The organism is Pantoea sp. Lij88, assembly GCF_030062155.1.
In the GTDB taxonomy this organism is placed as follows: domain Bacteria; phylum Pseudomonadota; class Gammaproteobacteria; order Enterobacterales; family Enterobacteriaceae; genus Pantoea.
This window is the reverse complement of sequence record NZ_CP118267.1, coordinates 420,957-444,545: the sequence shown is the minus strand read 5'-3', so window position 1 is coordinate 444,545 and position 23,589 is coordinate 420,957. Positions and strand designations below refer to the sequence as shown.

Annotated in this window: 29 protein-coding genes, 1 pseudogene and 1 riboswitch; of the genes and pseudogenes, 11 read left to right on the top strand and 19 right to left on the bottom strand. The window is 52.2% G+C overall.

Annotation, left to right across the window (positions count from 1 at the left end; translation table 11 throughout):
* Positions 1 to 2: 2 nt before the first annotated feature.
* The 6 genes from thiS to PU624_RS02325 form a co-directional block, all read right to left on the bottom strand.
* Entirely contained in the window at positions 3 to 200 is a 198-nt protein-coding gene (gene thiS / locus PU624_RS02350; RefSeq protein WP_283544690.1) for a sulfur carrier protein ThiS, read from the bottom strand.
* A complete protein-coding gene (locus PU624_RS02345) occupies positions 184 to 1,128 on the bottom strand; it encodes an FAD-dependent oxidoreductase (protein ID WP_283544689.1) in 945 nt (314 codons plus the stop codon). Before PU624_RS02345 ends, thiS begins: the two co-directional genes overlap by 17 nt.
* A 131-nt stretch (positions 1,129 to 1,259) precedes the next feature.
* Positions 1,260 to 1,379, bottom strand: a riboswitch (TPP riboswitch).
* Positions 1,380 to 1,442: 63 nt separating this feature from the next.
* The gene (locus PU624_RS02340; protein ID WP_283544688.1) at positions 1,443 to 1,988 is read right to left on the bottom strand and encodes a cysteine hydrolase family protein; all 546 of its coding nucleotides are present in this window, start codon (positions 1,986 to 1,988) and stop codon (positions 1,443 to 1,445) included.
* Positions 1,989 to 2,232: 244 nt separating this feature from the next.
* Positions 2,233 to 2,547, bottom strand: a complete 315-nt coding sequence (locus PU624_RS02335; protein WP_283544687.1) for an ArsR/SmtB family transcription factor — start codon at positions 2,545 to 2,547, stop codon at positions 2,233 to 2,235.
* 16 nt (positions 2,548 to 2,563) lie between these two features.
* Positions 2,564 to 3,682, bottom strand: coding sequence for an alkene reductase (locus tag PU624_RS02330; RefSeq protein ID WP_283544686.1), 1,119 nt, complete (start codon positions 3,680 to 3,682; stop codon positions 2,564 to 2,566).
* A gap of 152 nt (positions 3,683 to 3,834) precedes the next feature.
* A complete protein-coding gene (locus PU624_RS02325; RefSeq protein WP_283544685.1) occupies positions 3,835 to 4,722 on the bottom strand; it encodes a hypothetical protein in 888 nt (295 codons plus the stop codon).
* Between the two features lie 207 nt (positions 4,723 to 4,929).
* Between PU624_RS02325 and PU624_RS02320 the strand changes: the two genes are divergently transcribed.
* Complete coding sequence (locus tag PU624_RS02320; protein WP_283545153.1) at positions 4,930 to 5,475, top strand: P-loop NTPase family protein; 546 nt, start codon at positions 4,930 to 4,932, stop codon at positions 5,473 to 5,475.
* A gap of 15 nt (positions 5,476 to 5,490) precedes the next feature.
* Here the strand turns inward: PU624_RS02320 and PU624_RS02315 are convergent, their stop codons facing one another.
* The 3 genes from PU624_RS02315 to PU624_RS02305 all read right to left on the bottom strand — a co-directional run bounded on the left by PU624_RS02315 (position 5,491) and on the right by PU624_RS02305 (position 7,281).
* Positions 5,491 to 5,919 carry a GFA family protein gene (locus PU624_RS02315; RefSeq protein ID WP_283544684.1) on the bottom strand — a complete coding sequence of 143 codons (429 nt, stop codon included), beginning with the start codon at positions 5,917 to 5,919 and terminating at the stop codon, positions 5,491 to 5,493.
* 88 nt (positions 5,920 to 6,007) lie between these two features.
* On the bottom strand, positions 6,008 to 6,637 hold the full coding sequence (locus PU624_RS02310; protein ID WP_283544683.1) for a LysE family translocator: 630 nt from the start codon (positions 6,635 to 6,637) through the stop codon (positions 6,008 to 6,010).
* 134 nt (positions 6,638 to 6,771) lie between these two features.
* Positions 6,772 to 7,281: a GNAT family N-acetyltransferase gene (locus tag PU624_RS02305; protein ID WP_283545152.1), complete on the bottom strand. Its 510-nt coding sequence runs from the start codon at positions 7,279 to 7,281 to the stop codon at positions 6,772 to 6,774.
* Between the two features lie 63 nt (positions 7,282 to 7,344).
* Here PU624_RS02305 and PU624_RS02300 point away from each other — a divergent pair, with 63 nt between their 5' ends.
* Entirely contained in the window at positions 7,345 to 7,923 is a 579-nt protein-coding gene (locus PU624_RS02300; protein ID WP_283544682.1) for a helix-turn-helix domain-containing protein, read from the top strand.
* A gap of 1 nt (position 7,924) precedes the next feature.
* Here the strand turns inward: PU624_RS02300 and PU624_RS02295 are convergent, their stop codons facing one another.
* The 4 genes from PU624_RS02295 to PU624_RS02280 all read right to left on the bottom strand — a co-directional run bounded on the left by PU624_RS02295 (position 7,925) and on the right by PU624_RS02280 (position 11,708).
* Positions 7,925 to 8,374, bottom strand: a complete 450-nt coding sequence (locus tag PU624_RS02295) for a GNAT family N-acetyltransferase (RefSeq protein WP_283544681.1) — start codon at positions 8,372 to 8,374, stop codon at positions 7,925 to 7,927.
* 302 nt (positions 8,375 to 8,676) lie between these two features.
* The gene (locus tag PU624_RS02290) at positions 8,677 to 9,708 is read right to left on the bottom strand and encodes a methionine synthase (RefSeq protein WP_283544680.1); all 1,032 of its coding nucleotides are present in this window, start codon (positions 9,706 to 9,708) and stop codon (positions 8,677 to 8,679) included.
* 27 nt (positions 9,709 to 9,735) lie between these two features.
* Entirely contained in the window at positions 9,736 to 10,716 is a 981-nt protein-coding gene (locus tag PU624_RS02285) for a DUF1852 domain-containing protein (RefSeq protein ID WP_283544679.1), read from the bottom strand.
* 281 nt (positions 10,717 to 10,997) lie between these two features.
* The gene (locus PU624_RS02280; RefSeq protein WP_283544678.1) at positions 10,998 to 11,708 is read right to left on the bottom strand and encodes an IclR family transcriptional regulator; all 711 of its coding nucleotides are present in this window, start codon (positions 11,706 to 11,708) and stop codon (positions 10,998 to 11,000) included.
* 173 nt (positions 11,709 to 11,881) lie between these two features.
* Between PU624_RS02280 and PU624_RS02275 the strand changes: the two genes are divergently transcribed.
* The 4 genes from PU624_RS02275 to PU624_RS02260 are packed head-to-tail and all read left to right on the top strand — an operon-like array spanning position 11,882 to position 14,475.
* On the top strand, positions 11,882 to 12,574 hold the full coding sequence (locus PU624_RS02275; RefSeq protein WP_283544677.1) for an RraA family protein: 693 nt from the start codon (positions 11,882 to 11,884) through the stop codon (positions 12,572 to 12,574).
* A complete protein-coding gene (locus tag PU624_RS02270; protein WP_283544676.1) occupies positions 12,574 to 13,524 on the top strand; it encodes a hydroxyacid dehydrogenase in 951 nt (316 codons plus the stop codon). Before PU624_RS02275 ends, PU624_RS02270 begins: the two co-directional genes overlap by 1 nt.
* Before the next feature lie 38 nt (positions 13,525 to 13,562).
* Positions 13,563 to 14,285, top strand: a complete 723-nt coding sequence (locus PU624_RS02265) for an Ssp6 family T6SS pore-forming effector (RefSeq protein WP_283544675.1) — start codon at positions 13,563 to 13,565, stop codon at positions 14,283 to 14,285.
* 46 nt (positions 14,286 to 14,331) lie between these two features.
* Positions 14,332 to 14,475: a hypothetical protein gene (locus PU624_RS02260; protein WP_283544674.1), complete on the top strand. Its 144-nt coding sequence runs from the start codon at positions 14,332 to 14,334 to the stop codon at positions 14,473 to 14,475.
* Between the two features lie 163 nt (positions 14,476 to 14,638).
* Here the strand turns inward: PU624_RS02260 and PU624_RS02255 are convergent, their stop codons facing one another.
* On the bottom strand, positions 14,639 to 15,979 hold the full coding sequence (locus PU624_RS02255; RefSeq protein WP_283544673.1) for an MFS transporter: 1,341 nt from the start codon (positions 15,977 to 15,979) through the stop codon (positions 14,639 to 14,641).
* Positions 15,980 to 16,399: 420 nt separating this feature from the next.
* On the opposite strand from PU624_RS02255, the gene PU624_RS02250 reads away from it, so the two are divergent.
* Positions 16,400 to 16,870, top strand: a complete 471-nt coding sequence (locus PU624_RS02250) for a DUF1203 domain-containing protein (RefSeq protein WP_283545151.1) — start codon at positions 16,400 to 16,402, stop codon at positions 16,868 to 16,870.
* A gap of 63 nt (positions 16,871 to 16,933) precedes the next feature.
* Here the strand turns inward: PU624_RS02250 and PU624_RS02245 are convergent.
* Positions 16,934 to 17,356, bottom strand: a pseudogene (locus tag PU624_RS02245) (LysE family translocator); the annotation flags it as partial.
* A 4-nt stretch (positions 17,357 to 17,360) separates the two neighbouring features.
* A complete protein-coding gene (locus PU624_RS02240) occupies positions 17,361 to 17,813 on the bottom strand; it encodes a GNAT family N-acetyltransferase (RefSeq protein WP_502921566.1) in 453 nt (150 codons plus the stop codon).
* A gap of 195 nt (positions 17,814 to 18,008) precedes the next feature.
* Here PU624_RS02240 and PU624_RS02235 point away from each other — a divergent pair, with 195 nt between their 5' ends.
* Together PU624_RS02235 and PU624_RS02230 are read left to right on the top strand one after the other, a co-directional pair.
* Positions 18,009 to 18,809 carry an SDR family oxidoreductase gene (locus PU624_RS02235; protein ID WP_283544672.1) on the top strand — a complete coding sequence of 267 codons (801 nt, stop codon included), beginning with the start codon at positions 18,009 to 18,011 and terminating at the stop codon, positions 18,807 to 18,809.
* Positions 18,810 to 18,987: 178 nt separating this feature from the next.
* Complete coding sequence (locus tag PU624_RS02230; protein WP_283544671.1) at positions 18,988 to 19,464, top strand: glutathione peroxidase; 477 nt, start codon at positions 18,988 to 18,990, stop codon at positions 19,462 to 19,464.
* Positions 19,465 to 19,577: 113 nt separating this feature from the next.
* On the opposite strand, the gene PU624_RS02225 is transcribed toward PU624_RS02230, so the two are convergent.
* A complete protein-coding gene (locus PU624_RS02225) occupies positions 19,578 to 19,865 on the bottom strand; it encodes a hypothetical protein (protein WP_283544670.1) in 288 nt (95 codons plus the stop codon).
* Positions 19,866 to 19,990: 125 nt separating this feature from the next.
* Entirely contained in the window at positions 19,991 to 20,587 is a 597-nt protein-coding gene (locus tag PU624_RS02220; protein WP_283544669.1) for a TetR/AcrR family transcriptional regulator, read from the bottom strand.
* A 101-nt stretch (positions 20,588 to 20,688) separates the two neighbouring features.
* On the opposite strand from PU624_RS02220, the gene PU624_RS02215 reads away from it, so the two are divergent.
* Positions 20,689 to 22,119, top strand: a complete 1,431-nt coding sequence (locus tag PU624_RS02215) for an amidase (RefSeq protein ID WP_283544668.1) — start codon at positions 20,689 to 20,691, stop codon at positions 22,117 to 22,119.
* A gap of 175 nt (positions 22,120 to 22,294) precedes the next feature.
* Entirely contained in the window at positions 22,295 to 22,681 is a 387-nt protein-coding gene (locus PU624_RS02210) for a hypothetical protein (RefSeq protein WP_283544667.1), read from the top strand.
* A gap of 145 nt (positions 22,682 to 22,826) precedes the next feature.
* Here PU624_RS02210 and PU624_RS02205 read toward each other — a convergent pair whose 3' ends face one another.
* Entirely contained in the window at positions 22,827 to 23,555 is a 729-nt protein-coding gene (locus tag PU624_RS02205) for an SDR family NAD(P)-dependent oxidoreductase (RefSeq protein WP_283545149.1), read from the bottom strand.
* Between the last annotated feature and the right edge of the window lie 34 nt (positions 23,556 to 23,589).

Below are 23,589 nucleotides of genomic sequence, written 5' to 3'. Positions count from 1 at the left end.
GATTAACCCCCCTGCATCGGTGACAGAATTTCCAGCTGACTGCCCGCCTCAAGCTGCTGGCTGGCATAAAGGCTGCGCGGCACAAACTCACCGTTCAGCGCGGTGGCGACGGTGCGCGGGTCGATCTGCTGCTCCGCCATTAGCTCTGCCAGCGTCTCTGCATCGGTTTCAATCGGGCGTCCATTAAGTTGAACTCGCATGAGTCATCTCCTGAGTAAGTTGCAGCATGAGTTTTTCAGCCATAATCGGTGCCAGTAAAAAGCCGTGACGGTAAAGCCCGTTTAACGAGAAACGGCCATTTTCATAGCGGACTTCAGGCAGGTTCTGTCGGTAAGCGGGACGCAGGCCGGTGCCGCTCTCCACGATCCGCGCTTCGGCCAGCGCCGGATGCAGGCTATAAGCGGCACTGAGCAGCTCCATCATCGCCCTGGCACTGATCGGGCTGCTGTCATGGCTTTCGACCATCGTGGCACCCAGCATGAAGTGCCCGCCTGCGCGCGGCACCAGATAGCAGGGAAAGCGGGGGTGCAGCAGCCGGACAGGACGGGAGAGCTGAACGTCGGACGTCTGCAGGATCAGCATCTCACCCCGCACAGCACGCAAGGCGGGCTGCTGGTCAATGGCATGGATGCCACGACAGTCGATGATTTTGCCGGTGGGGTTACCGCTGTGAAAAGGGACGCCAGCCTGCTGCAGTTTGTCGCGCAGTTGCTGCAGGGCGCGGCGGGGATCGAGATGCGCCTCAGCCGCAAAAAACAGGCCGCGGGCAAAGCGATTTTCCAGCGCCGGTTCGATGTCACCCGGTGCGACCCACTGATGCTTCAGGGTCATGCTGGCGAAGCGCGTCAGCTCGCGGCTGTCACGCGGCGGCGCTACCACCAGCGTGCCCTGCTGCACCACGCCATCAACGCGTTGCGCCCACCAGCCCGCAGCGTGCTGACCCCATTCGATCACCTGCTGAGGCGCGCTTTCCGCTTCGCACCAGGGCGCAAGCATGCCGCCCGCCCAGTGGGAGGCCGCGCGACAGTCTGGCTGCGTAATGATTTCGACAGTTTCTCCGCGCTCCACAAGCAGTGTGGCGACGCACAGCCCGGCCACGCCGCTGCCGAGCACCGACCAGCGGCTCATGGTAGCCACCGGACAGGAACAGAGAGATTCAGGATAAGATATTTCACTTTGGCCTCGTTATCAGTTAACGATGACCCGTGATACAGAGGGAAAAGGCAGAAGCATCGCGAACGCGCTCCTGCGGCAAGTATCTGATGCGATACCCGTCTTCCTACGCCAGTATCAACTGGGTCAGGTTCTAAGGGTCGCTAAGCCGCGCGATGCGCTATTAGCCTCTCAGTCTCTCTGGCGAGACTCCCCTGACGCGTTTAGTTGTAAGTTAAGCGGGCGGCTTCGTCAAGCCGCGGGCGAAGTGCAGCACATGAATATCGGCATTAAAGGGCCGACCCGGACGACCAGTCAGCGGCGGTTGCCAGCGTCACAAAGGGTCCCGCCAGTGTCTGATTATGATGACCAATAATCTTCTCCGCAGAGAGATGCGGATTATCGACGGTGGTATGCGCATCGGAAATCAGCACGACGTTAAAACCCAGTTCCGGTGCGGCGCGACAGGTCGTATCAACACAGAACTCCGTTTTCATCCCGGCTATCACCAGTTGTTTAACGCCTCTTTGCCTGAGCTGATGGTGCAGGCCGGTCTCTCTGAAACAGCTGGGATATCGTTTTGTGAAGACGATATCTGCCTGCGGGTTAACCTGCAATTCCGGGATGAGGCGAGTCAGCGGGCTTTGTTCGTTGAAGGGGGAATGATCAGGCCCGATATGGCGGGCAAAAAAGATGGGCACATCAGACTGCCGTGCTTTGGTGATAAGCAGAGTGATAGTCGACAGAATGCTGTCTGCGGCGAAAGGCGCCGCTGGACCATGAAAAAGGCCCTGCTGCATATCGATGATTAAAAGTGCACTTTCAGATGTCATCATGACCTGGCTCCATTCAGTTTTAAGAACGGAGAACAGGTCCCCGTCCGGTTCGGCGGGGAGTGGGAATCTGTTGTGTCAGGTGCCAGTCACAAAGTCGCCCACGCCGCCGCTGAGCGCGGTGGTGGTGACGGTGGTGAAAGACAGAACTGACATAAACATTTTCTGATCCTGAGTTAAGAATACGGGAAGCGTCACCCTCAACAGGAGGGGGCTGGAATCTACACTATCCTGAATGCTGTCGCTTTTAAAGCGCCTTAAGTGATTGCGTCACCGCACCAGTGATTTCACGAATGCGCGGTTCGGCGCGACGATAATAGGTCCATTTTCCCACTTTGCTGGCTTCGACCAGACCTGCACTGTGAAGGGCTTTCAGGCATAACGATGTGGCGGGCTGTGATAAGCCCGCCTTGTCCTGTATGAGGCTGGCACAGACGCCATACTGATCGAAGGGATAGAGCTGGGTATAGCCCGCAAACGCTTCATCAGGATTTTTAAGCCACTTCAGCACTGCCACTCTGGTCGGGTTGGACAGTAACTTCAGGGCATTTTCGGGGGACATGCCGCCTCACAAAATATCAGGATTGAAAAACAGGATAGTCAGTATAGCCTTTCTCAGTACCGCCATACAGGGAGGCGTTATCGACCTCATTCAGCGGATAGCCTGATTGAATGCGCGCGGGCAGATCGGGATTGGCGATGAATGATCGGCCAAAACCAAACAGATCGCCCCAGCCTTTTTCCAGCACATGCTGCGCTTTTTCTGCCGTATAGCGACCTGAATAGATGATCGGAGACCGGAATGTTTCCCGCAGCGCAACGCGGAAACTCTCTGGCATGTCCGGGCTATTATCCCAGTCCGCTTCAGCAATTGAGAGATAGCCAACTTCAAGTTCATTCAGCAGCTTTGCGGCACGGATGTAGGTCGCGTGGGGATCGCTTTCAACCAGGCCAAGATAGACGCGCTCTTCATCGGTACTGGAAAACAGCGGTGCAAACCGGACGCCCACGCGATGGCTGCCAAACACCGAGCTGACGGCCTCAACGACTTCACGCAGGAAGCGCAGACGATTCTCTGCTGAGCCACCATATTCATCCTTACGGAAGTTGGTATGTTCTGAAATAAACTGGTTAATCAGATAGCCGTTGGCGGAGTGCAGTTCCACGCCGTCGAAACCGGCGGCTTTGGCGTTCTCCGCTGCGCGTTTGTACAGCGCCACAATCTCTTTCACTTCTTCTGTGGTCAGTGCCCGAGGCTCGCTGGGTGCAGTCAGTATCCCCGCGCCTGGCCCGGTTTCAATAAACACCCGGACGTTGTCGGCTGCGATGGCTGAAGGCGCTACCGGTGGCTGCTTGCCTGGCTGAAGTTCATTATGAGATACGCGGCCAACATGCCAGAGCTGGCAGAAAATCGTGGCGCCTTCCTGATGTACCGCCTCCGTGACCTTTTTCCAGCCCGCGATCTGCGCCTCGCTGTGGATCCCCGGCGTCCATGCATAACCCTGCCCGCGAGGCTCAATCTGGGTGCCTTCGGTGACCATCAGTCCCGCGCTGGCACGCTGGCGGTAATACTCCACCATCAACTCGCCGGGAATGTTGCCCGGCTGTTCACTGCGGCAGCGCGTCAGCGGCGGCAGGACAATGCGGTTGCGAAGTTTAAGATCGCCCAGGTTCAGGGGGGTAAAAAGTGACGGCATAACAGTAAGTCCTCTGGTGTTTAAGAGGCGCCATTATATTTACACATTTAAATTTGTAAATGTGTAATCCGTGCTTTCTGTTCGGGGATCGTTTATCAGAGGGGTAATCCTGCAGACGTCACACTCAGGCCAGCTGCAGGATCATCAGAACATTAAGAAGCGTATTTTTCAGTGAACGCCTGCCATTGCTGGCGATAGACATTCAGCTGCTTCAACGCACCATCTATAGACGGTTGTGCAGCATTGCCGGGGTTGGGCGTGGCACGAATGATAGCCGCAAAGGCGCTGAATACAGTATTCATATCACTGCCCGAGTTCATGGCTTTCATCATGCCGTTCAGCTCAACCTGAGGCCGTGCGGTACCGTTTTCAAATGCTTTAAGATTATCACGTGCACTATCCTGCATATCACGGGTGCCATAATTCATCGCCAGCGTCAGCATATCCTGAGCGCCCGACAACATCGCGCTGTTTCGAATAGCCACTTTGACGTTTATCATCTGATCGGTGATGCGAGTCGCCTTTTGCTGATGGGATCCGGAGACATATTTTTCAATCAGAGTATGCAGCTTAGACTGAGTCAGGGTCAGTGACATGGCTTCAGAGGTATCGCTGTTATCGTACTGATTACGCCCCACCTGCCCTTCAGCCAGTACCTGATGTAAGGCAGCGGCGAAGTCATCCATCGAGCTCTGGGTATTGTCAGCCGTCATACTCAGAAGTGGCTTAAATGTGCTGGCATCCCAGCTGGTGTTGGGATCGTTGAACAGGGCATAGCCGAGGTTAACGGACGCCCCCTGATCGGATGACTTTAACTCTGCCAGTGCCTTGAGATTTTTTTCCTGTTGCTCAGCTGAGAGGGGTTCATCCCTGGCCTGTAACAGGCGCGCTCTTGCCTCGGGGGAGATGACCACCACACTGGCGGGTAACGCTTTTTCAGTCAGGCTCTCTTTAATGCTGTCCGATACTGTATTTGGTGTGATGAGCGTGGCTGAATATCCTCTTGCCACGTCTGTGGTAACGCCACTGATTAACCCCATAATGCCCTCTACGGTTTGTTTGGTTGAACAATTAATCGGCAGGATGTAACTCATCTTTACGGGGATAAATTCAATCCGTGATTCAGGCAACTTTTTAAGGTTTAAGGTAGGACGACATGACTTTATTTCATCATGGGTTCAGATATCTTAAGCTGGCCCCCAGCATATCAGCGCATCCTGACAGGGAAATTCAGAGGAAACGTTGTGATTAATGCACTTTCTTTAGACGCGCTCGGACCGCGCATTTGTATTATGGGTCCGTCGAACAGCGGCAAATCGACCTTAGCTGATGCTATTTCCCGCAAAACAGCCTTACCCGCCGTTTATCTGGATACACTTCACCATCTTCCGGGAAGTCAATGGATTCCCAGAGCACCGGCAGAGTTTCTCCGCCTGCACGCTGACGCGGTGAGTCAGGAAAAATGGGTAATGGATGGGAATTACACGAAATGCATTGAAGCGCGACTCGCTCGCGCCACAGGATTGATTCTTTTGGATGTAAAAGTGCCAGTAGCGCTGCTTCGGTATATTCGCAGATGTTACTCATCCACACCGCGAATTGGCGGTCTCGGCAAGCGCAAAGAGCATATGACCCTGGAGATGCTGAAATATATTATCCTCACTGCCCCAAATAATCGGCAGCGCCATAAGAAGCTATACGACCAGGTCACACTGCCAAAAATTCTGCTTCAGTCTTCAGGTGATGTTAAAGCCTGTCTGGAATACTGGGGCCTGGAGCTAAAAAATCAGTAACCCGCGCAACGGCGATTAATCAACGAGCTTTAAGCTCGCCAGAAGATCGTTCAGCGCTCCGACGGGCCCGGCATGATTTGTCTCTGAACGGGTCGTGTCCCAGGGCATGGCGTCATCAGTACAGTAATCCCCGATGCATTGCATATCAGCAGAGTCATTCAATAAACCCACCGGGATCCAGATATAAGGTTTGCCACGTAACAGGTTTGGCACGGTCGAGCCACAGCGGGAACAAAAATCGTTGCGATAACCTGTCGGTTTACGCCACGAAGCGATCTGGCTTTCACCGGATAGCCAGTTAAAGTCAGCCTCCTTCACCAGCGTCGCAAGGTTATAGCCGGTTCCGCTTTGCTTTCTGCAAAGTGAGCAGTGGCAACGATAAAAGCGTTCGGGTGTCACTGCTATTTCAAAAGTCACGGCTTCACACAGACATGCGCCTTTCATTTGATCGCCTTTTAGGGAGGGATTCCGGGATTGCCTGGTCATTTAAAAAATTCAAACAGGAGCGGCTTTCAATCTCAAATAACCGCATTTAGCTGCGGCTGAATAACAGTTTCAGCCCTGCCAGTCCAAAGCAACAGGCTAACAACGCATCGAGTCCGCGACGAATCCGGCGGTAAAAGGCGCTCATCACGGCAGTTGAGAACAGCAGAGCATAACCGCCGAACACAAAGACGCAAATCGCTGCACAGCCACAGAGAATGATCGGTAGCGTCGAAGCCGTTCCCTCTGGCTTCAGCGCAAATGACATAATCGCCACCCAGGTGAGAATCGCTTTGGGATTGCCGATATGCATCAGGATCCCCTGACGGAAAAGCCTGCCATAGGCGACCCGTTCATCGCTGGCGGTAAAGTCACTGGCTTCCGTGCGGCGTAACGCAGATTTGCCCGCTTTAAACGCCAGCCAGAGCAGATATAGCCCTCCACCGATTTTTAACGCAATCAGCAACTGTGCGAAGGTTGCCAGCACGGTCAATACACCGCAGGCGGCCAGCAGCGCCCAAATCATCGACCCACTCACCACACCCGCAGCCAGCGCCAGTGCCGCCCCTCTGCCCTTTTTCATTGCCGTACCCATAATGGCCATATTGCTCGGGCCGGGACTCGCCGTGGCAACAAAATAGGTGGTGAAGATCAGGATTAACTCGTGTGAAAGCGCCATGATTTTCTCTGCGGTGAGGATTATCACTCTGTTATATCGGCAGGCGTATGAATTTACAATTCATTCACACGCTGCCGTTCAGCTGCCTGAGGCTGTTTGCCACCCCAAGCGCATTTACTTACAGGCGCTGATAATCAGGGATGACTGCGGTCATCCAGTCGCAACTGCATAAATGTCAGATCCAGCCAGCGCCCAAATTTATTACCGACCTCTTTCATGGTGCCCGCTTCAGCGAAACCCAGCTTTTTATGCAGCATAATGGATGCCCTGTTTTCCGATTCAATGCCCGCCACCATCACGTGTTTTTTGCCCTCACAGGCAAGCTGGATTAACGTCCGCATCAGAGCATCACCTATGCCTTGTCCGCGCGCGTTTTTATGAACATAGACAGAATGTTCAACGGTGTGACGGTATCCATCCCAGGGGCGCCAGTCACCGTATGAAGCATATCCCAGCACGCTATCTTCATCGTCAGCGGCCACAATCACAGGAAAACCCGCCTGCTGGCGACTGTGTATCCATGCGATGCGATTAGCCACATCGACCTGGCTTTCATTCCAGATGGCCGTGGTGTTAAGCACAGCATCGTTATAAATCTCAGCAATCACATCAGCATCGCTTTCAACAGCCGCACGAATAATCATGGTAGACACCCCTTTGCTCATTCACTAAAGTAGATGAAACGTACACTATGATAGTTATCCATTATGCCAGATGAAATGTCCAGTAAAGAAGACAACCTGAATATCCGGATTGGACAGAAGGTCAAAGAAGAGAGAGAGAAACGCGGCTGGTCACTGACTGAGCTGGCCGATCACTCCGGTGTTTCGCGGGCAATGATTCACAAAATTGAGCGTGGAGAGAGCAGCCCGACGGCGGTCCTGTTAGCGCGCCTCTCGGGATCTTTTGACATGAGCATCTCGCAACTGCTGGCCCAGACCGAGGTGCAAACCGGCACGCTGGTCAGGCATGAAAACCAGCCGGTATGGCAGGATCCTGAAACCGGCTATCTGCGCCGTCACGTTTCACCGGGTGAGATGCCGGTCGATCTGGTCAGTGTCGAGCTGCCGGCCAATACCGCTGTGCCGATGCCAGCGATTTCCTATATTTCAAGACGTCAGCTGATATGGGTACTGGAAGGGTCATTGACGTTTGACGCGGGGTCCATCACGTACGAAATGGCGGCTGGTGACTGTCTGGAACTGGGCGATCCGGCTGATTGTGTCTTCAGAAATAACACCAGTAAGCCGTGTCGATATGCGGTGATCGTCCTGCGACCCGTCTGAGTTATTTAGTGGCATAGATATCCGGCCGCGTAATCGTCCAGATGTAGTTTTCCCGGTTAACGGGTTCATAACCCAGCTTTTCATACAGCCAGGGAGCCGTAGTGGTACACAGCAGGATTCTGCGAAGTTTTATGAAAACCGGATGGTCATGAACAGACTCCATCAGCCATCTGCTCAGCCCCTTCCCCTGATACTCCTCCAGAATATAAACATCACACAGGTAAGCGAAGGTCGCATAATCCGTGATGAGCCGGGCAAACCCTATTTGTGACTCATCATCAAAGACGCCAAACGTCAGGCTGTTCTCTATCGACATGGCGACAGTATTAATATCAATGCCTGACGCCCAGGTTGAACGCGTCAGATACTGATGGATAGCCTTGAGGTCTGTTTTTTCTTTGTCGGTGCTGATGAGATATGAGCCATTGCGCCATTCAAATACGCTGTTCATCTTCGATCCTTCTACCTGATGATTTATTAATAACGTCTGTCGTCAGATTAGCCTGAGCATGCCGGTACATCTCAGATCTCACCTATAACATGGCACAGTTGACAGAAGTACAGGACGGAAGTTTTTTTGAAATGGGGATGGCGGGAAGAATGAATCTAAAGAAGATGAGTCATGGCGCTTTTATCAATGCTGGCAGGTCTCTTTATGCAAGCCAACGTTAAGCACACAAACGAATACTCAGTCCGGCTTTTGATCGCACAACAATCACATCGCCAGCCGGACTGTACCTGCTCAGGAAAAGATTATTTTCCCAGAATCTCTCTGCGGACAATCTCTGCGCCCGCACTCAACGCATGCAGTTTGCCGTTAGCTACCTGACGCGGCAGCGGGATCATGCCGCAGTTGGTCGAAGGATACAGATTTTCAGCATCAACAAACTGCAGCGCTTTGCGCAGCGTGTCTGCCACTGCTTCAGGCGTCTCAATTTCATGAGTTGCCACGTCGATAGCACCCACCATCACTTTTTTACCGCGAATCAGCTCGATCAGGTCCATCGGAACGCGCGAGTTCTGACACTCCAGTGAAACGATATCGATAGCCGAACGCTGCAGTTTTGGGAACACCTCCTCATACTGACGCCACTCTGTACCCAGCGTTTTCTTCCAGTCGGTATTCGCCTTAATGCCGTAGCCATAGCAGATGTGAACGGCGGTTTCACACTTCAGACCTTCGATGGCACGCTCTAACGCAGCAATACCCCAGTCATTCACCTCATCGAAGAAGACGTTAAACGCAGGCTCATCAAACTGAATGATATCCACGCCCGCTGCTTCTAACTCTTTGGCTTCCTGATTCAGGATTTTTGCGAATTCCCAGGCCAGCTTTTCGCGACTTTTGTAGTGATTATCATAAAGGGTATCGATCATGGTCATCGGACCCGGCAACGCCCACTTGATAGGACGATCGGTCAGCTTGCGCAGAATTTTCGCATCTTCAACAAACACGGGCTTCTGACGTGAGACTTCACCCACCACGGTCGGGACGCTTGCGTCGTAACGATTACGGATGCGGACCACTTCACGCTTTTCGAAATCCACGCCGCTGAGGTGTTCAATAAACGTCGTCACGAAGTGCTGACGGGTCTGCTCGCCATCACTGACGATATCAATACCGGCGCGAACCTGATCGTCCAGACACAGACGCAGCGCATCTCTTTTGCCGTCAACTAACTCGTCATCCTGCAATTTCCAGGGTGACCAGAGCACCTCTGGCTGCGCAATCCAGGAAGGTTTAGGCAGGCTGCCAGCAGTGGATGTCGGTAATAAGGTTTTCATAGCAGGTGACCTTCTATTTTTAATTAATCAAAGAACGAATTCAGCAGACCAAAGCGCCAGAAGTGTCTGATTAGGCTTAATGAAATGCGCCTCAGTAAACTTACCCTGCTCGACGGCCAGGCGGCTGCGCTCTTCGCGATCGTAAACAATGCGGGTTAATGAATAATCCTGATGCTGCAGCGTGGGCTGATAGCACTGTCCGGCTGCAGAATTCGCGTTATAAATTTCCGGGCGATAGATCTTCTGGAACGTCTCCATGGTACTGATGGTGCTGATCAGCTCAAGATTGCTGTAATCGCTGAGCAGGTCGCCATGGAAGTAGAAGGCCAGAGGCGCGACACTGCCCTGCGGCATAAAGAAACGCACTTTCAGACCCATTTTTCCGAAGTAAAAGTCAGTCAGTGAAGGCGCATCCTGCTGATATTCGATGCCCAGTACCGGATGATGATTACCGGTGCGCACGTAGGTGTTTTTGCTCGACACGCTCAGGCAGATAACCGGCGATTTACTGAAGCTTTCTTTATAGGCGGCTGAGTTGACGAAGCTTTTAAAAATGTTGCCGTGCAGCTGACCAAAATCATCCGGCAGACTGAATTCTGTCTGGCCTTTATTGTGTTCTGCCAGCACGACGCTGAAATCATAATCACGCACATAGGATGAGAAGTTATTGCCGACAATCCCTTCAATGCGCTGACCGGTTTGATGATCCACGATATGCGTTTTCAGAATTTCAATCGCCGGGAACAGCTCGTCGTTGCTTTCAGGACGAAGATTCAGCTCAGCAGAAATAATCTCAAGTTCAACAGAATAGCGATCGCTTTTTGGATTGTCCCAGTGCGCCAGCGCGTTAAAACGATTGTCGATCATCGCCAGGGCGTTATGCAGATTTTCCTGACGTTTTTCGCCGCGCGCTAAATTAGCGAAGTTAGTCGTCGCCCGCGTATTTTTCGAAGGATTATAGTTTTCGTCGAAACGAATGCGCTTGAGGGTAAAGGCTAAGTTGTTCATCGCTATCGGGTATCCTGGTCGCTGATATAAATGGTTGCTTTAAGGGTTATCCAGTATTGATATCCCTTAACACGCATTCATATGACTCAAAGTTATTAACAATTCTTACTTTATGCCTCAACACCGGGTTGAAAAAAAGTGATTAAATTTCAACGAACATGAAGGAAATTCATGTTGAGGCAGTAAAGTGGGCGTTTTTTCATGAAGAGAGCGAGGCTTTTAACGCCGGGGGTGAGATCCGTACGTTAAAAGCCCCGCTGCAGGCGTGTTTAAGCTGACCGCTAAATTTTATAAAAATTATCGCACATCACTTTGTGTGCGCCTGATTTAATCGAGAGCCTGCTCGCCACCTCTTTCATCAGTTTACCCAACCCACCGTCACACGTTGTCTGCGTCAGACGTGATGCTGGCCCGGTCAGTGCCAGCGCCGCGATCAGTTTGTCATTTTCACCAAACACCGGTACAGAGAACGCCGCGATATGCGGATCGCGCATACCAGACGTAAACAGCGGAAGCTCAGGTGCGGCATCAAACAGAGGTTCGTTCAGCCCCCAGTAGCGAAGCACCTGTCCGATGGCAGAATTATCCAGCGGCAGGAAGGTACCCGGCAGGCGCGTTTCGCGCAATCCTTCCGACGGCTCTGCCCTGAAAAGACAGAGTCGTTGCTCATTTTCAATCACATACCATGAGGCACTTTCGCCCGTCGCGGTCGCCAGAGCATGCAGTTCAGGCTGAACAATACTCGCCAGATGAAAGGACTGCTCATAAAGCTTGCCCAGATAAAGCAGTCTTGGCCCCAGGGTGTAAACGCCATTGTCGCGGCGAATCACATAGTTCATGCGCTCAAGTGAGTTCATCAGGCGATAAACCGTCGTTTTATGATAGCCCGACAGCTGCGCCAGAGCGGTAAGCGTCAGCGACTCCTCGCCGGGTTTGAAACAATCCAGCAGCGCCAGCGCTTTTTCTACGGCAATTACGCCTTCATTCCCCATCGGTACGTCCTCCTGTGTGCGACGGCAGGCAGTTTACCGCGCAATTTGTGATTCACATCGTATTTACATCACAAATGAACGCTTAACACTGGTGCGATCGGAATTAACATAGATATAGTAGTTTTATATTGTACAACACGATTGTACCTGGTAAAACGACAGAGGAATGATCTATGCCCAATGCAGAGAATACCTTCATCAATCGCGACATTATCCGTGTCGCGCCAGAGCTCGTAAAACAGGCAGCTCAGTATCAGGCAGCGATACTCGCTGACGTGGCGGGACGTCGTGGAACGCTGCATGGCCGCATTAAACCGGTCTCCTCCACAATGAAAGTCGCTGGCCCTGCTATCACCGTTGAAGTCCGGCCGGGTGATAACCTGGCTATTCACGTTGCGCTGGCGATTGCTAAACCTGGCGATGTGATTGTGGTCGATGGCAAAGGCGATATCAGCTGTGCATTGATTGGTGAGATCATGGCGACTCAGGCTGCCGCCTCCGGTATCGCCGGTATCATCATTGATGGCGCTGTGCGTGACGCCGATTCACTGAGCGCAAACGGCTTCCCGGTGTTTTCAGCGGGTCTGAACCCCTGCGGCCCCACCAAGTCTGTTGCGGGACGCGTTAACTTCCCAGTTTCTGTCGCGGGTGCTGCCATTCAGCCAGGCGATCTTGTCATCGGTGATATTGATGGCGTGGTGATTCTGCCGCGTGAAGAGGTGCCTGCGCTGATCGAACTGGCGCAGAAAAAACTGGATTTCGAGATCGGCCGCATTGCCGCCATTCGTGATGGCGACCTGCGCGCGCCGTGGTTAGAGAAAGCCCTGCATACCGCCGGCATGCTGGCTGATGGGGAGACACTCTGATGACAACTTCACGTCCCGTTATTCTGGTCACGGCTGCTGATCTGGCGCCGCAGGCGGTCAGCCTGCTGCATGCGTTCAACGTGGTATATGCCGGCAAACAGCCTGACGAAGAGACCCTGTTCCGGCTCTGCCAGCAGCACAACCCGGTGGCGATTATCGTCCGCTACGGAAAAATCAACGCCCGCATTATGGATGCCGCGCCTGCTCTGCGCGTGATTTCCAAACACGGCAGCGGCATCGACGTGATCGATCAAAAAGCCGCGGCGGAACGTCATATCAGTGTGCAGTCTGCGCCGGGTGCTAATGCAGCGGCCGTGTCCGAGCATACCTGGGCGCTGATTCTTGCCTGCGCCAAATCGGTGATAACGCTGGATCAGCGTATGCGCCAGGGATACTGGGACAAATCCATCCATAAATCCGTCGAGCTGGAAGGCAGAACGCTGGGACTGGTCGGGCTGGGGGCAATTGGTGGTCGCGTTGCCCGCATTGGCCGGGCTTTTGGCATGAAGGTGCTCGCCTATGATCCCTTTGCCAAAACCTTCCCTGATGAGTGTGAATCCTCCTCACTTGACGATCTGCTGCAGCATTCAGATGTCATTTCGCTGCACTGCCCGCTGACCGAACAGACGCGGCAGATGATTAACGCGGAAAAACTGGCGTTGTTTAAAAAAGGCGCCATTCTGGTGAACACCGCACGCGGCGGTCTCATTGATGATGATGCGCTGTTAGCAGCACTCAATAATGGCACCGTGGCCTGGGCCGCACTGGACAGCTTCCCCACAGAACCGCTGACGGCCCCGCATATCTGGCAGAGTGTGGAGAACGTGATACTGTCGCCACACATTGGCGGTGTCAGCGATAACTCCTACGTGAAGATGGGTACCGTTGCGGCGAGTAACATCCTGAACGTACTCGCGGAACCGCAAAAAAAAGAAACGCCGGTAGCCTGATCAGCTTTTATCCAGAAGCCGACTCAACACGCTAACGTGTGATTGAGTCGGCTTATTTATGCGTTAAAACCACGACATTATTAATACACACTAAATACATCGGGCTTCAGACTCGCTCACTATCCATTTCTTTTCGTTTTTATCCTGGCTTAAGCTCAGTCGCTTTTTATAAATCGGTATATCGCCCTTTTATCGCTTTATGTCGCGTTATAACTGAGGCCGAATCAATAGCGGTTTATCTCTTCGTAACAATATGCCAGGGAGAAAAAAGGGTAAACAGTTCTGTTTATCAAGCCTTTAAAGACAGAAACGAAATTGCTAAAATCGTCCAGATTATTATTAATGATTCGCTGCAATACCTTCCAGAACCTGCGCTACAAAAAGTCTATGACAAACTCATAGGTAGTGCAGCGTCTATGACCAGTCGTACAGCAACCCAGCTGTCACTTTCCTCCTGGCTGGGCTCCAAAGTCATAAGTGGTGTTATGCTGTCATTTATTTCGCGTGTGGCATTACGTGGACTTACTGGCGGACTCACTGGCGGCGTTATTGCTCAGGGAGTAATTTCACGAGCTTGTGAAGCATCACGAAGATTACAGATGCAAAATCCTGATTTATGGAGAAAGCTGCGAGTTAACGATTACGACATGCTTTATTTTATGTTTGAAGAACCTCTTCAGAACTTCATTAAAATGGGTGAAATGCTCTGTAGAAACCCCTCTGCAACCAGAGAGTTTATCCATGCTATCGAAAATTATTAGGATGATCCGTAAGCTTATTGCCGAAGTATCAGGAGGTTTCGTCCTGATGGCCATGGTGGTTGGCATTTTTCTGGCAGCCACGCTTAATGAAGGAGCAATGCGCATTATCGTTCCCTTACTTTTGCTTATAGTCGGACTGGTTATTTATGGACTTACCTATCTGATTGCAGACAAAAACGATCGGCGTTAACAGGCAAGAACAAGTTCAGGCCTGCATAACAAAGCGGGGAATGGCATTATGCATGGATGTAATACAGGTCTGCTACGGACCCTGAATCAGCTTACTTTCGCAGCATCGAGAAGATAACCTGGAAGGACTCGCCTGCTGACTTCAGTCTGCAGGCGAGGTGAGATTACTTACTGACTACCGAAGCGTTATTTTCCACTTCGATGCTCAACTCTTTTTTACGACCCATCACCAGCACCGCGATACCCCCGACACCACAGAGAGCAGCCAGTGGAAGCATGGCCAGCGTATGGCTGCCGGTTGCCTGATTGATGATGCCGTAAACGTTAACCATCAATCCACCACCGATCAGGTTTGCCATCGCGCCGATAGCCGCCAGACCTGCGGCCGCCGTAGTGGATGACATCCATCCCGATGCCAGCGCCCAGAATGGCCCTTTCATTGAGTATGCACCAATCAATACCAGCGACAGGATCACAACGCTGCCGGTCAGACTGTTAGTGATAAAGGCGGAAAGCAGACCACCCGCAATCAGGAACAGCGTTAACGCGGTGTGCCAGCGACGCTCGCCGCTGCGGTCAGAACTTCTGCCCCAGACAATCATCAGAATCGATGCCAGACCATATGGAATGGCATTGACCAGACCGGTAGTCAGGTTATCCAGACCGAACGATTTAAGCAGCTGTGGAGACCAGACGCTCAGCGTTGAGCCAGCCGCAGACGCACCTGCATAGATCAGCGCCATCACCCAGATATGTTTGTGACGCAGCAGCTGCCAGAGAGAGATGTGACCAATCGCTTTCTTCTTCGCATTTTCAGCTTCAAGCGTGCCGTTCAGCCACGCTTTTTGTTCCTCATTTAACCAGCTGGCATTAGAAGGACGATTGCTTAATACGAAGAAGGCCGCAATCCCCAGAATCACCGCCGGAACACCTTCCAGGATGAATAACCAGTGCCAGCCACGCATGCCCAGCCAGCCATCCAGTGACAGAATCAGACCTGAAATGGGCGATCCAACAAAGTTCGCTGCCGGGATAGCCACCATGAAGGTCGCAATAACACGTGCACGGTATTTACCGGGGATCCAGTACGTCAGATAAAGAATCACGCCAGGGAAAAATCCTGCCTCAGCTGCACCCAGTAAAAAGCGCAGGACATAGAGTGTATTGGCGCTCTCAACAAAGGCGGTACAGACCGAGATGATGCCCCACGACACCATGATGCGAGAGATCCAGATTTTTGCGCCAATTTTCTGCATGGCAAGGTTGCTGGGAACTTCGAACAGGAAGTAACCGACGAAAAACAGACTGCTCGCAAAACCAAATACCGCTTTCGATAACCCCAGATCTTCGTTCATCTGCAACGAAGCCATACCAATGTTGCCGCGATCGATAATGGCAATCAGATAACAAACAATCAGGAAGGGCAAAATGCGCCAGACCACCTTCTTAACGGTCTGCTGCTCGATATCGGCAGAGAAAGTCGTGATGTGCTGTTTTTCAGACATGATGATCCTCACAATTTTGTCATCACTTCACGCGCTAAACGCAAAGCGTATTGTTGTACCCTGTAAAACATCAATGTACTCAGTAAAACCATTATCACGATAAAAAAGCTTCCCCGCCCGAAGATGTAATCAGGTTGTGTTATTTGTCACAGAAAAGTATTCATCAGTTTTATTTTATGTGACGGGCATGTCGTTAACGGGGTTGAGTTCAGCGCTTTTTTTCTGAAGTGACGATGAGGGATTGGGACTGCGTGGGAAGAAATGGGCGTATTTTGAGATTCAGTGACTGATGAAGGCAACATCTGTAACGACCTAAGGTTCATACCAGGCATTCCCCTGACCGAAAACGGCGAGTGACGCCTGAGGGTATTCGATAACGTAATGACTCACAGTGTATCGATGACAACCACAGGGGATATGATGAACTACAAAATTTCCGGCCTGAAAGCCGAGCCGTTTGCTCATCTTTTTGGACAGAGCGAAAGCTATCTGAACAAACACAATGCCATACGACAAACGGTAGCGTGCTATCCGGGTTATCCCGACCGTATCTCCTTGTGCGATATCCCCGTCGGCGAAACCGCTCTCCTGATCAATCACATCTATCAGCCTGCAGCCACACCTTATTTTGGCACGCATGCGATTTATATCCGGGAGGGATGTACCCGACAGGGCATATATCTCAATGAATTGCCTGAAGTCATGCAGGGCAGAATTCTTTCACTGCGGGCCTTTGACGAGAAACACTTTCTGATAGAGGCGGATATCGTTGAGGGGAAATCTGCTGAAAGCCTCATTGCGCAGTTTTTTAACGATCCACAGGTGAGTTATATCCAGATACATAATGCGAAACGGGGATGCTATTCCTGTTTTGCAGAGCGTTGTGAATGATGTTTAAACATGGGTGCAACCATTGCACCCCCTGAACCTATTCTGACCAGCAAGAGTTGGCATTCACAAAGTCTTTATCACCATTCCAAACGCGACAAGCATCATAATGGAACCGGCTGAACGGAAAAGGAGCCGTTGCGCTTTTTCGCTGGTGAGAAGGTGGCGTATTCTGAGCGCAGCAAGAATAAAGATTGCGCCAACACTTAGAAGGACGACTACTGTAAGCGGCACCAGAATCCCTCCCCACATCTGTAGTGAGACATTATCCAGAGAGATAACCAGAGGCAGTATTACCAGATAGAACGCGATGGTTTTAGGATTCCCTGGCGTGATGGTCAGCCCTGAAAACCAGGCTGATGCCAGTTCTCGTTTTGACGCTTTCTGGTCAACGTTTATAGCCTGAAGCTGGTGGCACCAGAATTGCCATGCCAGCACACACAGGTAGATTGAGGCAGCCCAGTTAATCAGCGTGAAAATCTCTGAATAAAGATCAGTTCAGGCTTTTCGCAAAGCACACCGCCTCTTTGCGATTGACGTAGGGTCCATAATTCTCAATGCGCTCATAACCCTTTCTCAGATAGAAATTTACGGCCTTATGATTCACCGAGCGCGTTTCAAGCCAGATTTGGCTATATCCCACATTCAAGGCGGCGCTTTCCAGGTAAGTGAGTAACGCACTACCAATAGCCGGAGAGCTGCGATCTGAATACATCCTTTTGAGTTCAGCAATATCGCCGGTTAAGGGTCTGATTGCGCCGCATCCTACTGCATCGCCCTTGTCGTTTCTGGCGAGTACCCAGAGCGATCGCTCGTCATCCAAACAATCCATGGTGAAGTTACTTTTGCCACTATTACCGGTAATCGCCGCGAGTTCTTCTGACAATCTGGTTATCAGAAGCTGAGACTCTGCTGAACGAGGATCGGCTTTTTCTACTGTTATCATGCTCATACCCTTTTTGATGATATTCGTCAGGATAAAAGGAGAGGAAGCTAAATGCATCAACAGCATTCTGCGAACTCCGATACCTAACGCAACCACGGCCAACCCCGCACTTCGCATCTATAATTCAGTGACTCAGTCCCAGGATGATGCCTGCCGGGTTAAGACGCTCATCATTAACAGAATTAAGGAAGCCTCATGATCTTTTCTCTCAAAAATCAGGTTGCGCTGGTTACCGGTGCCAGCTCAGGTCTCGGCTATGGCTGCGCAGAAGCACTCGCTAAAGAAGGTGCCTGTGTGGTGGTTAACTACCACAGCCAGGCGGAACCTGCCGAGGAGCTGGTTGAAAAAATCCGCGCAGACGGTGGCCGGGCCATCGCAGTGAAGGGCGACGTATCCAAAGAGGCAGACGTTGAAAATCTCTTTGACCAGACGATCGCTGAATTTGGCAGACTGGATATCCTGATCGCGAATTCAGGACTGCAGAAAGATGCTCCTTCCATTGAGATGACGCTTGAGGACTGGAATACCGTTCTGGACGTGAACCTGACCGGACAGTTCCTTTGCGCGCGTGCTGCGTTGCGTCAGTTCCGTAGCCAGGAACATCGCCCCGAACTCAGCAGAGCGGTGGGTAAGATTATTCATATGAGCTCGGTGCATCAGCTCATTCCATGGGCCGGACACGTCAACTATGCGGCATCTAAAGGCGGCGTCGATATGCTGATGAAAAGCCTGGCGCAGGAAGTGGGTGAGGATCGGATTCGTGTCAATGCAGTGGCACCTGGCGCTATCGCGACCGCGATTAACAAGGAAAGCACCTCAGGTGAGGCGGGCAAAGAGCTGTTAAAACTCATCCCGTATGGCCGCATCGGGGCGGCTGAAGATGTAGCGAATGCCGTCGTCTGGCTTGCCAGTGATCTGTCTGACTACGTTCACGGCACCACGCTGTTCATCGATGGCGGAATGAGCCTCTATCCCGGTTTTCGCGATAACGGCTGAGTCATCCCTCACGCTGTGAAATTTCAAGGCGGAGAGCGAGCTTTTCTTTCCGCCTTATGCTGCCTTTACGCCAGCCGCAGATTCAGATGCGGACCAGACACCTTCCCCTCCCGTCACCGCCGTTATCCGCACTGTGCTAATGTTGACGTAAAACACCCTCCGCTCTGAGGATTACAACATGTCTCCCTTTTATCAACTCACGGCCACCAGCCTGAAAGGCCAGCCTGTCCCGATGGTCGACTACGCTGGCAAGGTGGTGCTGGTCGTTAACACCGCCAGTCATTGTGGATTCACGCCACAATATGCAGGCCTTGAAACACTCTATAAAAAGTATGCCGCCCAGGGGCTGGTGGTACTGGGTTTTCCCTGCAACCAGTTCGGTAAGCAGGAACCCGGCGGAGCCGATGAGATCGCGCAGACCTGCCACATCAACTACGGGGTGAGTTTTCCGATGTTCGGGAAAGTGGACGTCAATGGCACCTCAACGCACCCGATTTTTCATTACCTGAAAGATGAATTACCCGGCATTTTGGGTGGTCGTATCAAGTGGAACTTCACTAAGTTCCTGATCGGGCGTGACGGCAAACCGATTAAACGATTTGCCCCGACCACCACTCCGGAAAAAATGGAGACCGCCATTCTTGCTGCCCTTTGAGAGTGTGGCTGTGGGTGGTAACCATCAATCAAGAGGATGAATTAACGATGTTCAGGATCCGACATTTATTATCCCTCGTACCCTTCTCGCTCGGGATATGTTGCCTGCCGGTATCAGCGACGACTCAAACCGTGCTCACGCCGCAACTTGCTGCCTGCGAAAGCCAGAATGGTCTGGATGGACGAAGCGGTTCCCCGGATGGTCAGAATGGCAGAGATGGCGTAGCTGGCACCGATTGCCTGAATGGCGGAAACGGTGGCAACGGCGCATCGAATGGAGGCCGGGGCGGGAATGGAGGTAATGGCGCGAATGGCGGGAATGGAGGTAAGGCCAGAATGGGTGGAAGAGGCGCCAATGGAGGCAACGGCGGGGCTGGAGGTCAGGGTGGCAATGGCGGCCAAAACGGGATTCCGGGGATGAGTAGCGCATAGAGTCAAACTTACCTGGATCTATCCGCTTTGCGCTCAAAGCGGATAATTATCTCTTCATTCAGCATTACGCGTGAGACAACGCCTGTGATACACCATCACATAGCCAGCCTGAGTTTATCTTCCAGTTTCTGCAGCACGAAATCTGCAGCACCATCGAACCCTTCATTCTGTGCCACCACCTGCAGGCCTTCCAGGATGAGCGTTATCTCCTTCGCAAGCGTCTGTGGATCGGTAATACCTGCTGCGCCGCAGAGCGAAACCAGCCTGTTAAACTGCTTCTTCTTGTGAGCAAAGATCAGCTCCCTGATTTCAGGAAATTGACCTGTGGTTTCTGCCAGAGTGTTTGTGAAGGGACATCCTCGCTGTAATGTTCCCGCCAGATTTTCCTTCAGATAACGGGCAAAACCCATAATCTGCGCACCTGGTTGCTGTTCGTATTGTGCCGCCAGCGCCTCCCATACCCGGTTGTAGTCCTCAATCAGTAACGTGATCCACACCTGTACCAGAGCCTCTTTGGACGCGAAATGCCGATATAAGGTCATTTTGGTCGACTCCGCTTTCGCTGCGATTGCATCCACGGTCACCCGGGTTATGCCTTCCTGATAAAACAGACTTTCCGCCGCCTGCAGGATGCGTTCACGAGGTGGCAGTCGGGGTTGTGATGTTCTCTGCATGAGTTTTCCCAGTTGCAACGATACTAACTAGTATCGTACGATACCGATCAGTATCAAAAGATACTACCCAGTATACTTTAAGCGTGCCTTTAAAGCACAAGCAACCCTAAGCGGAAACCATGAAACTGACAGAATATACTTCGTTCGACGGCACCGGCCTGGCTGAACTCATATCCCTGGGCGAGGTAACAGCGCAGGAAGTCAGAGATGCTGCCATCAACGCCATCACGAAAGTGAATGATGAAATTAACGCCGTCATTGAGGTCTGGGATGATGAGTGTGGCCTGAGTTCAGGCGTGCTTCAGGGCGTTCCCATGCTGCTCAAGGACCTGGGAATAGCGGTAAAAAACCGTCGAAATGAACTGGGAAGCCGACTGGCAGCCGGATACGTTTCGTCACAGGATTCAAACCTGACCCGCAAAATGCGGGAGGCAGGGCTTGTACTTTTGGGACGAACAACAACACCCGAACTGGCTGCGAGCACGACCACGGAGCCACGCTTTAACGGTGGCACGCGCAACCCGTGGAATACAGATTACAGTGCCGGAGGTTCCAGTGGCGGTTCAGCTGCCGCGGTCGCGTCAGGCATGGTGCCAGCCGCGCATGCTACTGATGGCGGCGGGTCAATCCGGGTGCCTGCTTCAGCGAATGGTTTGTTCGGACTGAAGCCAAGCCGCGGACGTATCAGCATGGGACCTGATGTCGATGAAGTCTGGTCAGGTCTTGCCGTGCATGGATTTGTCAGCCGAACCGTTCGTGACACCGCTGCGCTACTGAACGCCGTTCAGGGTAATGAGGTAGGTGATCCTTTTATCGTTGCTGCATCCCATCCAAATCTGAATGACTGCGGATCTCAGAATCCGGGTTCACTGAAAATCGGTGTCATGACGCATCCGCTGAACGGTCAGCGCAGCCAGCCAGAAGTCGTCGAAGCGCTCAATAAAACTATCGGACAGCTTATCGCGCTGGGTCATCAGGTGGAGGACGCCACGCCCCAAATCGGCAGTTGGGACAATTTTGTTGAACTGAACACACGCTTCTGGGCAGCTAATACCGCAGCCTGGATCGATGGGCTGGCGTCAGCAACCAGCAATCCCGTTAATAATGAGATGCTGGAACCGGCAAGCCTCGCTCTGTGGAAACTTGGCCATTCTCTTACGGCTACTGAGCTGGTCGGTGCAATGCATATGCGAAACACCGTCACGCAAGCGATGGGGCAATTTTATCAGGCATACGATATTCTGCTGACACCCACTCTTCCCGCTCTGCCAGGTCTGCTCGGTGATTACAATCGTCATCAGCACGACGCAGATGGGCGCGGCTGGATGCATCACGTTTTCAATCAGTCACCGTTTACTGCGCTGGCGAACGTATGCGGAACTCCCGCGATGTCAGTTCCTCTGGGCTTCCATTATTCCCTTAACCTGCCGATTGGCATGCAGTTTTGTGCAGGATTTAATCAGGAGAATTTATTGCTGGCACTGGCGGGTCAGCTTGAAAACGCCTGTCCGTGGCAGACAAGAAAACCGGCGGTTTGTGCTGGTCGCTAAAGACCCGTTCAGGCGCATCGCATAAGGCTTTTTCCAGAAGGTGAAAGCGACGACTTCCTCCCTGCTATTTTTTGTCTTTAAAATAGCGGGGAGAAGCGGAAAAACGGAAAACATTGATTCCGATGGTTTTAACTATTGAAATCTCAACCCTGGGCTGAAAATCAAGGAGCTCAATATGCAGTCAGTAAATCTCATGGGTGAGGGATATGAGCCTCATGTCACGCAGGAGGAGGGGAAACTGATCTACTCGCTGCCAGTTGATTCTGGTTTTATGAGCTATGAATTTGCCTTTGAGATCAGCCGGGACGATCTGGATATTCTGCTTTCCGATGATTACAGACGTGCTGTTCTCGAAATTACGGCGCATACCCTGCTTCAGCGTTCGACGCTTAAAGGGTATGAACGCTTAACCCAGAAAGACTTCGACAAACTGGTCATGAACACTCTCCACTCAACATCAGATTTCCTGCGGACATTTATTTCTGAGATAAACCGTGAACACCACATCGGTATTGAGCATTACGTGAAAGAGATCATGGACCGACGTTCTGCCTCACAATAAAAAACTTGCCCCAGAACAAATCCAGGGCAAGCAAATATCAGTGTTAAAAGTGTTCCTGGCGGGAACAGCATGGGGGAGCGTCTTAATGAGTCAAATCCTCCCCCGCCATTCCCTCGCCCTATCCCCCAACGCCCGGCGCTAACCCCTATGCCGTCATGCCGCCATCAATCACCAGTTCGGTGCCGCTAACGTAACTGCTTTCATCAGAGGCCAGAAACAGTGCGGCGGCCGCCACTTCATCAGGATTGCCGAGCCGCTTTGCCGGGATCCGTGCGCTTAGCGTCTGCCTGATTTCATCGCTGGCCTGGCTAAACATCGGTGTGTCAGTGGGGCCAGGGCTGAGTGTGTTAACTCTGATGCCGCGCGGTGCCAGCTCGCTGTTCCAGGTGCGGGCATAGGACCGTACTGCGGCCTTGCTGGCGGAATAGGCAGCATAGCCGGGATTGGCGATGCTCCCCGCAATCGAACCCACCAGCACGATGCTGCTGCCCTCGTCCATAAGCCGCACCGCGTGCTGAACCGTCAACACCATGGCGCGTACATTCAGATTAAAGATGCGATCAAGGTGCTGCTCGGTGGTCTCTTCCAGGCTCGCAGGCTCTGACACGCCAGACGAATTAACGAGGATGTCGAGCCGGCCAGCCCTGGTTTTGAGCGTTTCAAACAGACGTTCTAGGTCGCCTGTGCGGGTGATGTCACCGGCAATCGCCTCAACCTCTCCGCCAATCAGCGCAACAGCCTCAGCCAGCTGAGCTTCACGTCGGCCCGTTATAAAAACCCGTGCACCTTCCTGAACAAAACGACGGGCAACAGCGAGGCCAATACCGCTATTACCACCCGTGACCAGGGCGATCTTTCCACTTAGTTTCATTATTACTGCTCCGGATAGAGATTAGACACCCGATGGT

Bases quoted from the DNA above. Each gene is read 5' to 3' on its own strand.
- thiS (WP_283544690.1), bottom strand. From the start codon at position 200: ATGCGAGTTCAACTTAATGGACGCCCGATTGAAACCGATGCAGAGACG.
- PU624_RS02345 (WP_283544689.1), bottom strand. From the start codon at position 1,128: ATGAGCCGCTGGTCGGTGCTCGGCAGCGGCGTGGCCGGGCTGTGCGTC.
- PU624_RS02340 (WP_283544688.1), bottom strand. From the start codon at position 1,988: ATGATGACATCTGAAAGTGCACTTTTAATCATCGATATGCAGCAGGGC.
- PU624_RS02335 (WP_283544687.1), bottom strand. From the start codon at position 2,547: ATGTCCCCCGAAAATGCCCTGAAGTTACTGTCCAACCCGACCAGAGTG.
- PU624_RS02330 (WP_283544686.1), bottom strand. From the start codon at position 3,682: ATGCCGTCACTTTTTACCCCCCTGAACCTGGGCGATCTTAAACTTCGC.
- PU624_RS02325 (WP_283544685.1), bottom strand. From the start codon at position 4,722: ATGGGGTTAATCAGTGGCGTTACCACAGACGTGGCAAGAGGATATTCA.
- PU624_RS02315 (WP_283544684.1), bottom strand. From the start codon at position 5,919: ATGAAAGGCGCATGTCTGTGTGAAGCCGTGACTTTTGAAATAGCAGTG.
- PU624_RS02310 (WP_283544683.1), bottom strand. From the start codon at position 6,637: ATGGCGCTTTCACACGAGTTAATCCTGATCTTCACCACCTATTTTGTT.
- PU624_RS02305 (WP_283545152.1), bottom strand. From the start codon at position 7,281: ATGATTATTCGTGCGGCTGTTGAAAGCGATGCTGATGTGATTGCTGAG.
- PU624_RS02300 (WP_283544682.1), top strand. From the start codon at position 7,345: ATGCCAGATGAAATGTCCAGTAAAGAAGACAACCTGAATATCCGGATT.
- PU624_RS02295 (WP_283544681.1), bottom strand. From the start codon at position 8,374: ATGAACAGCGTATTTGAATGGCGCAATGGCTCATATCTCATCAGCACC.
- PU624_RS02290 (WP_283544680.1), bottom strand. From the start codon at position 9,708: ATGAAAACCTTATTACCGACATCCACTGCTGGCAGCCTGCCTAAACCT.
- PU624_RS02285 (WP_283544679.1), bottom strand. From the start codon at position 10,716: ATGAACAACTTAGCCTTTACCCTCAAGCGCATTCGTTTCGACGAAAAC.
- PU624_RS02280 (WP_283544678.1), bottom strand. From the start codon at position 11,708: ATGGGGAATGAAGGCGTAATTGCCGTAGAAAAAGCGCTGGCGCTGCTG.
- PU624_RS02275 (WP_283544677.1), top strand. From the start codon at position 11,882: ATGCCCAATGCAGAGAATACCTTCATCAATCGCGACATTATCCGTGTC.
- PU624_RS02270 (WP_283544676.1), top strand. From the start codon at position 12,574: ATGACAACTTCACGTCCCGTTATTCTGGTCACGGCTGCTGATCTGGCG.
- PU624_RS02260 (WP_283544674.1), top strand. From the start codon at position 14,332: ATGGCCATGGTGGTTGGCATTTTTCTGGCAGCCACGCTTAATGAAGGA.
- PU624_RS02255 (WP_283544673.1), bottom strand. From the start codon at position 15,979: ATGTCTGAAAAACAGCACATCACGACTTTCTCTGCCGATATCGAGCAG.
- PU624_RS02250 (WP_283545151.1), top strand. From the start codon at position 16,400: ATGAACTACAAAATTTCCGGCCTGAAAGCCGAGCCGTTTGCTCATCTT.
- PU624_RS02240 (WP_502921566.1), bottom strand. From the start codon at position 17,813: ATGATAACAGTAGAAAAAGCCGATCCTCGTTCAGCAGAGTCTCAGCTT.
- PU624_RS02235 (WP_283544672.1), top strand. From the start codon at position 18,009: ATGATCTTTTCTCTCAAAAATCAGGTTGCGCTGGTTACCGGTGCCAGC.
- PU624_RS02230 (WP_283544671.1), top strand. From the start codon at position 18,988: ATGTCTCCCTTTTATCAACTCACGGCCACCAGCCTGAAAGGCCAGCCT.
- PU624_RS02215 (WP_283544668.1), top strand. From the start codon at position 20,689: ATGAAACTGACAGAATATACTTCGTTCGACGGCACCGGCCTGGCTGAA.
- PU624_RS02210 (WP_283544667.1), top strand. From the start codon at position 22,295: ATGCAGTCAGTAAATCTCATGGGTGAGGGATATGAGCCTCATGTCACG.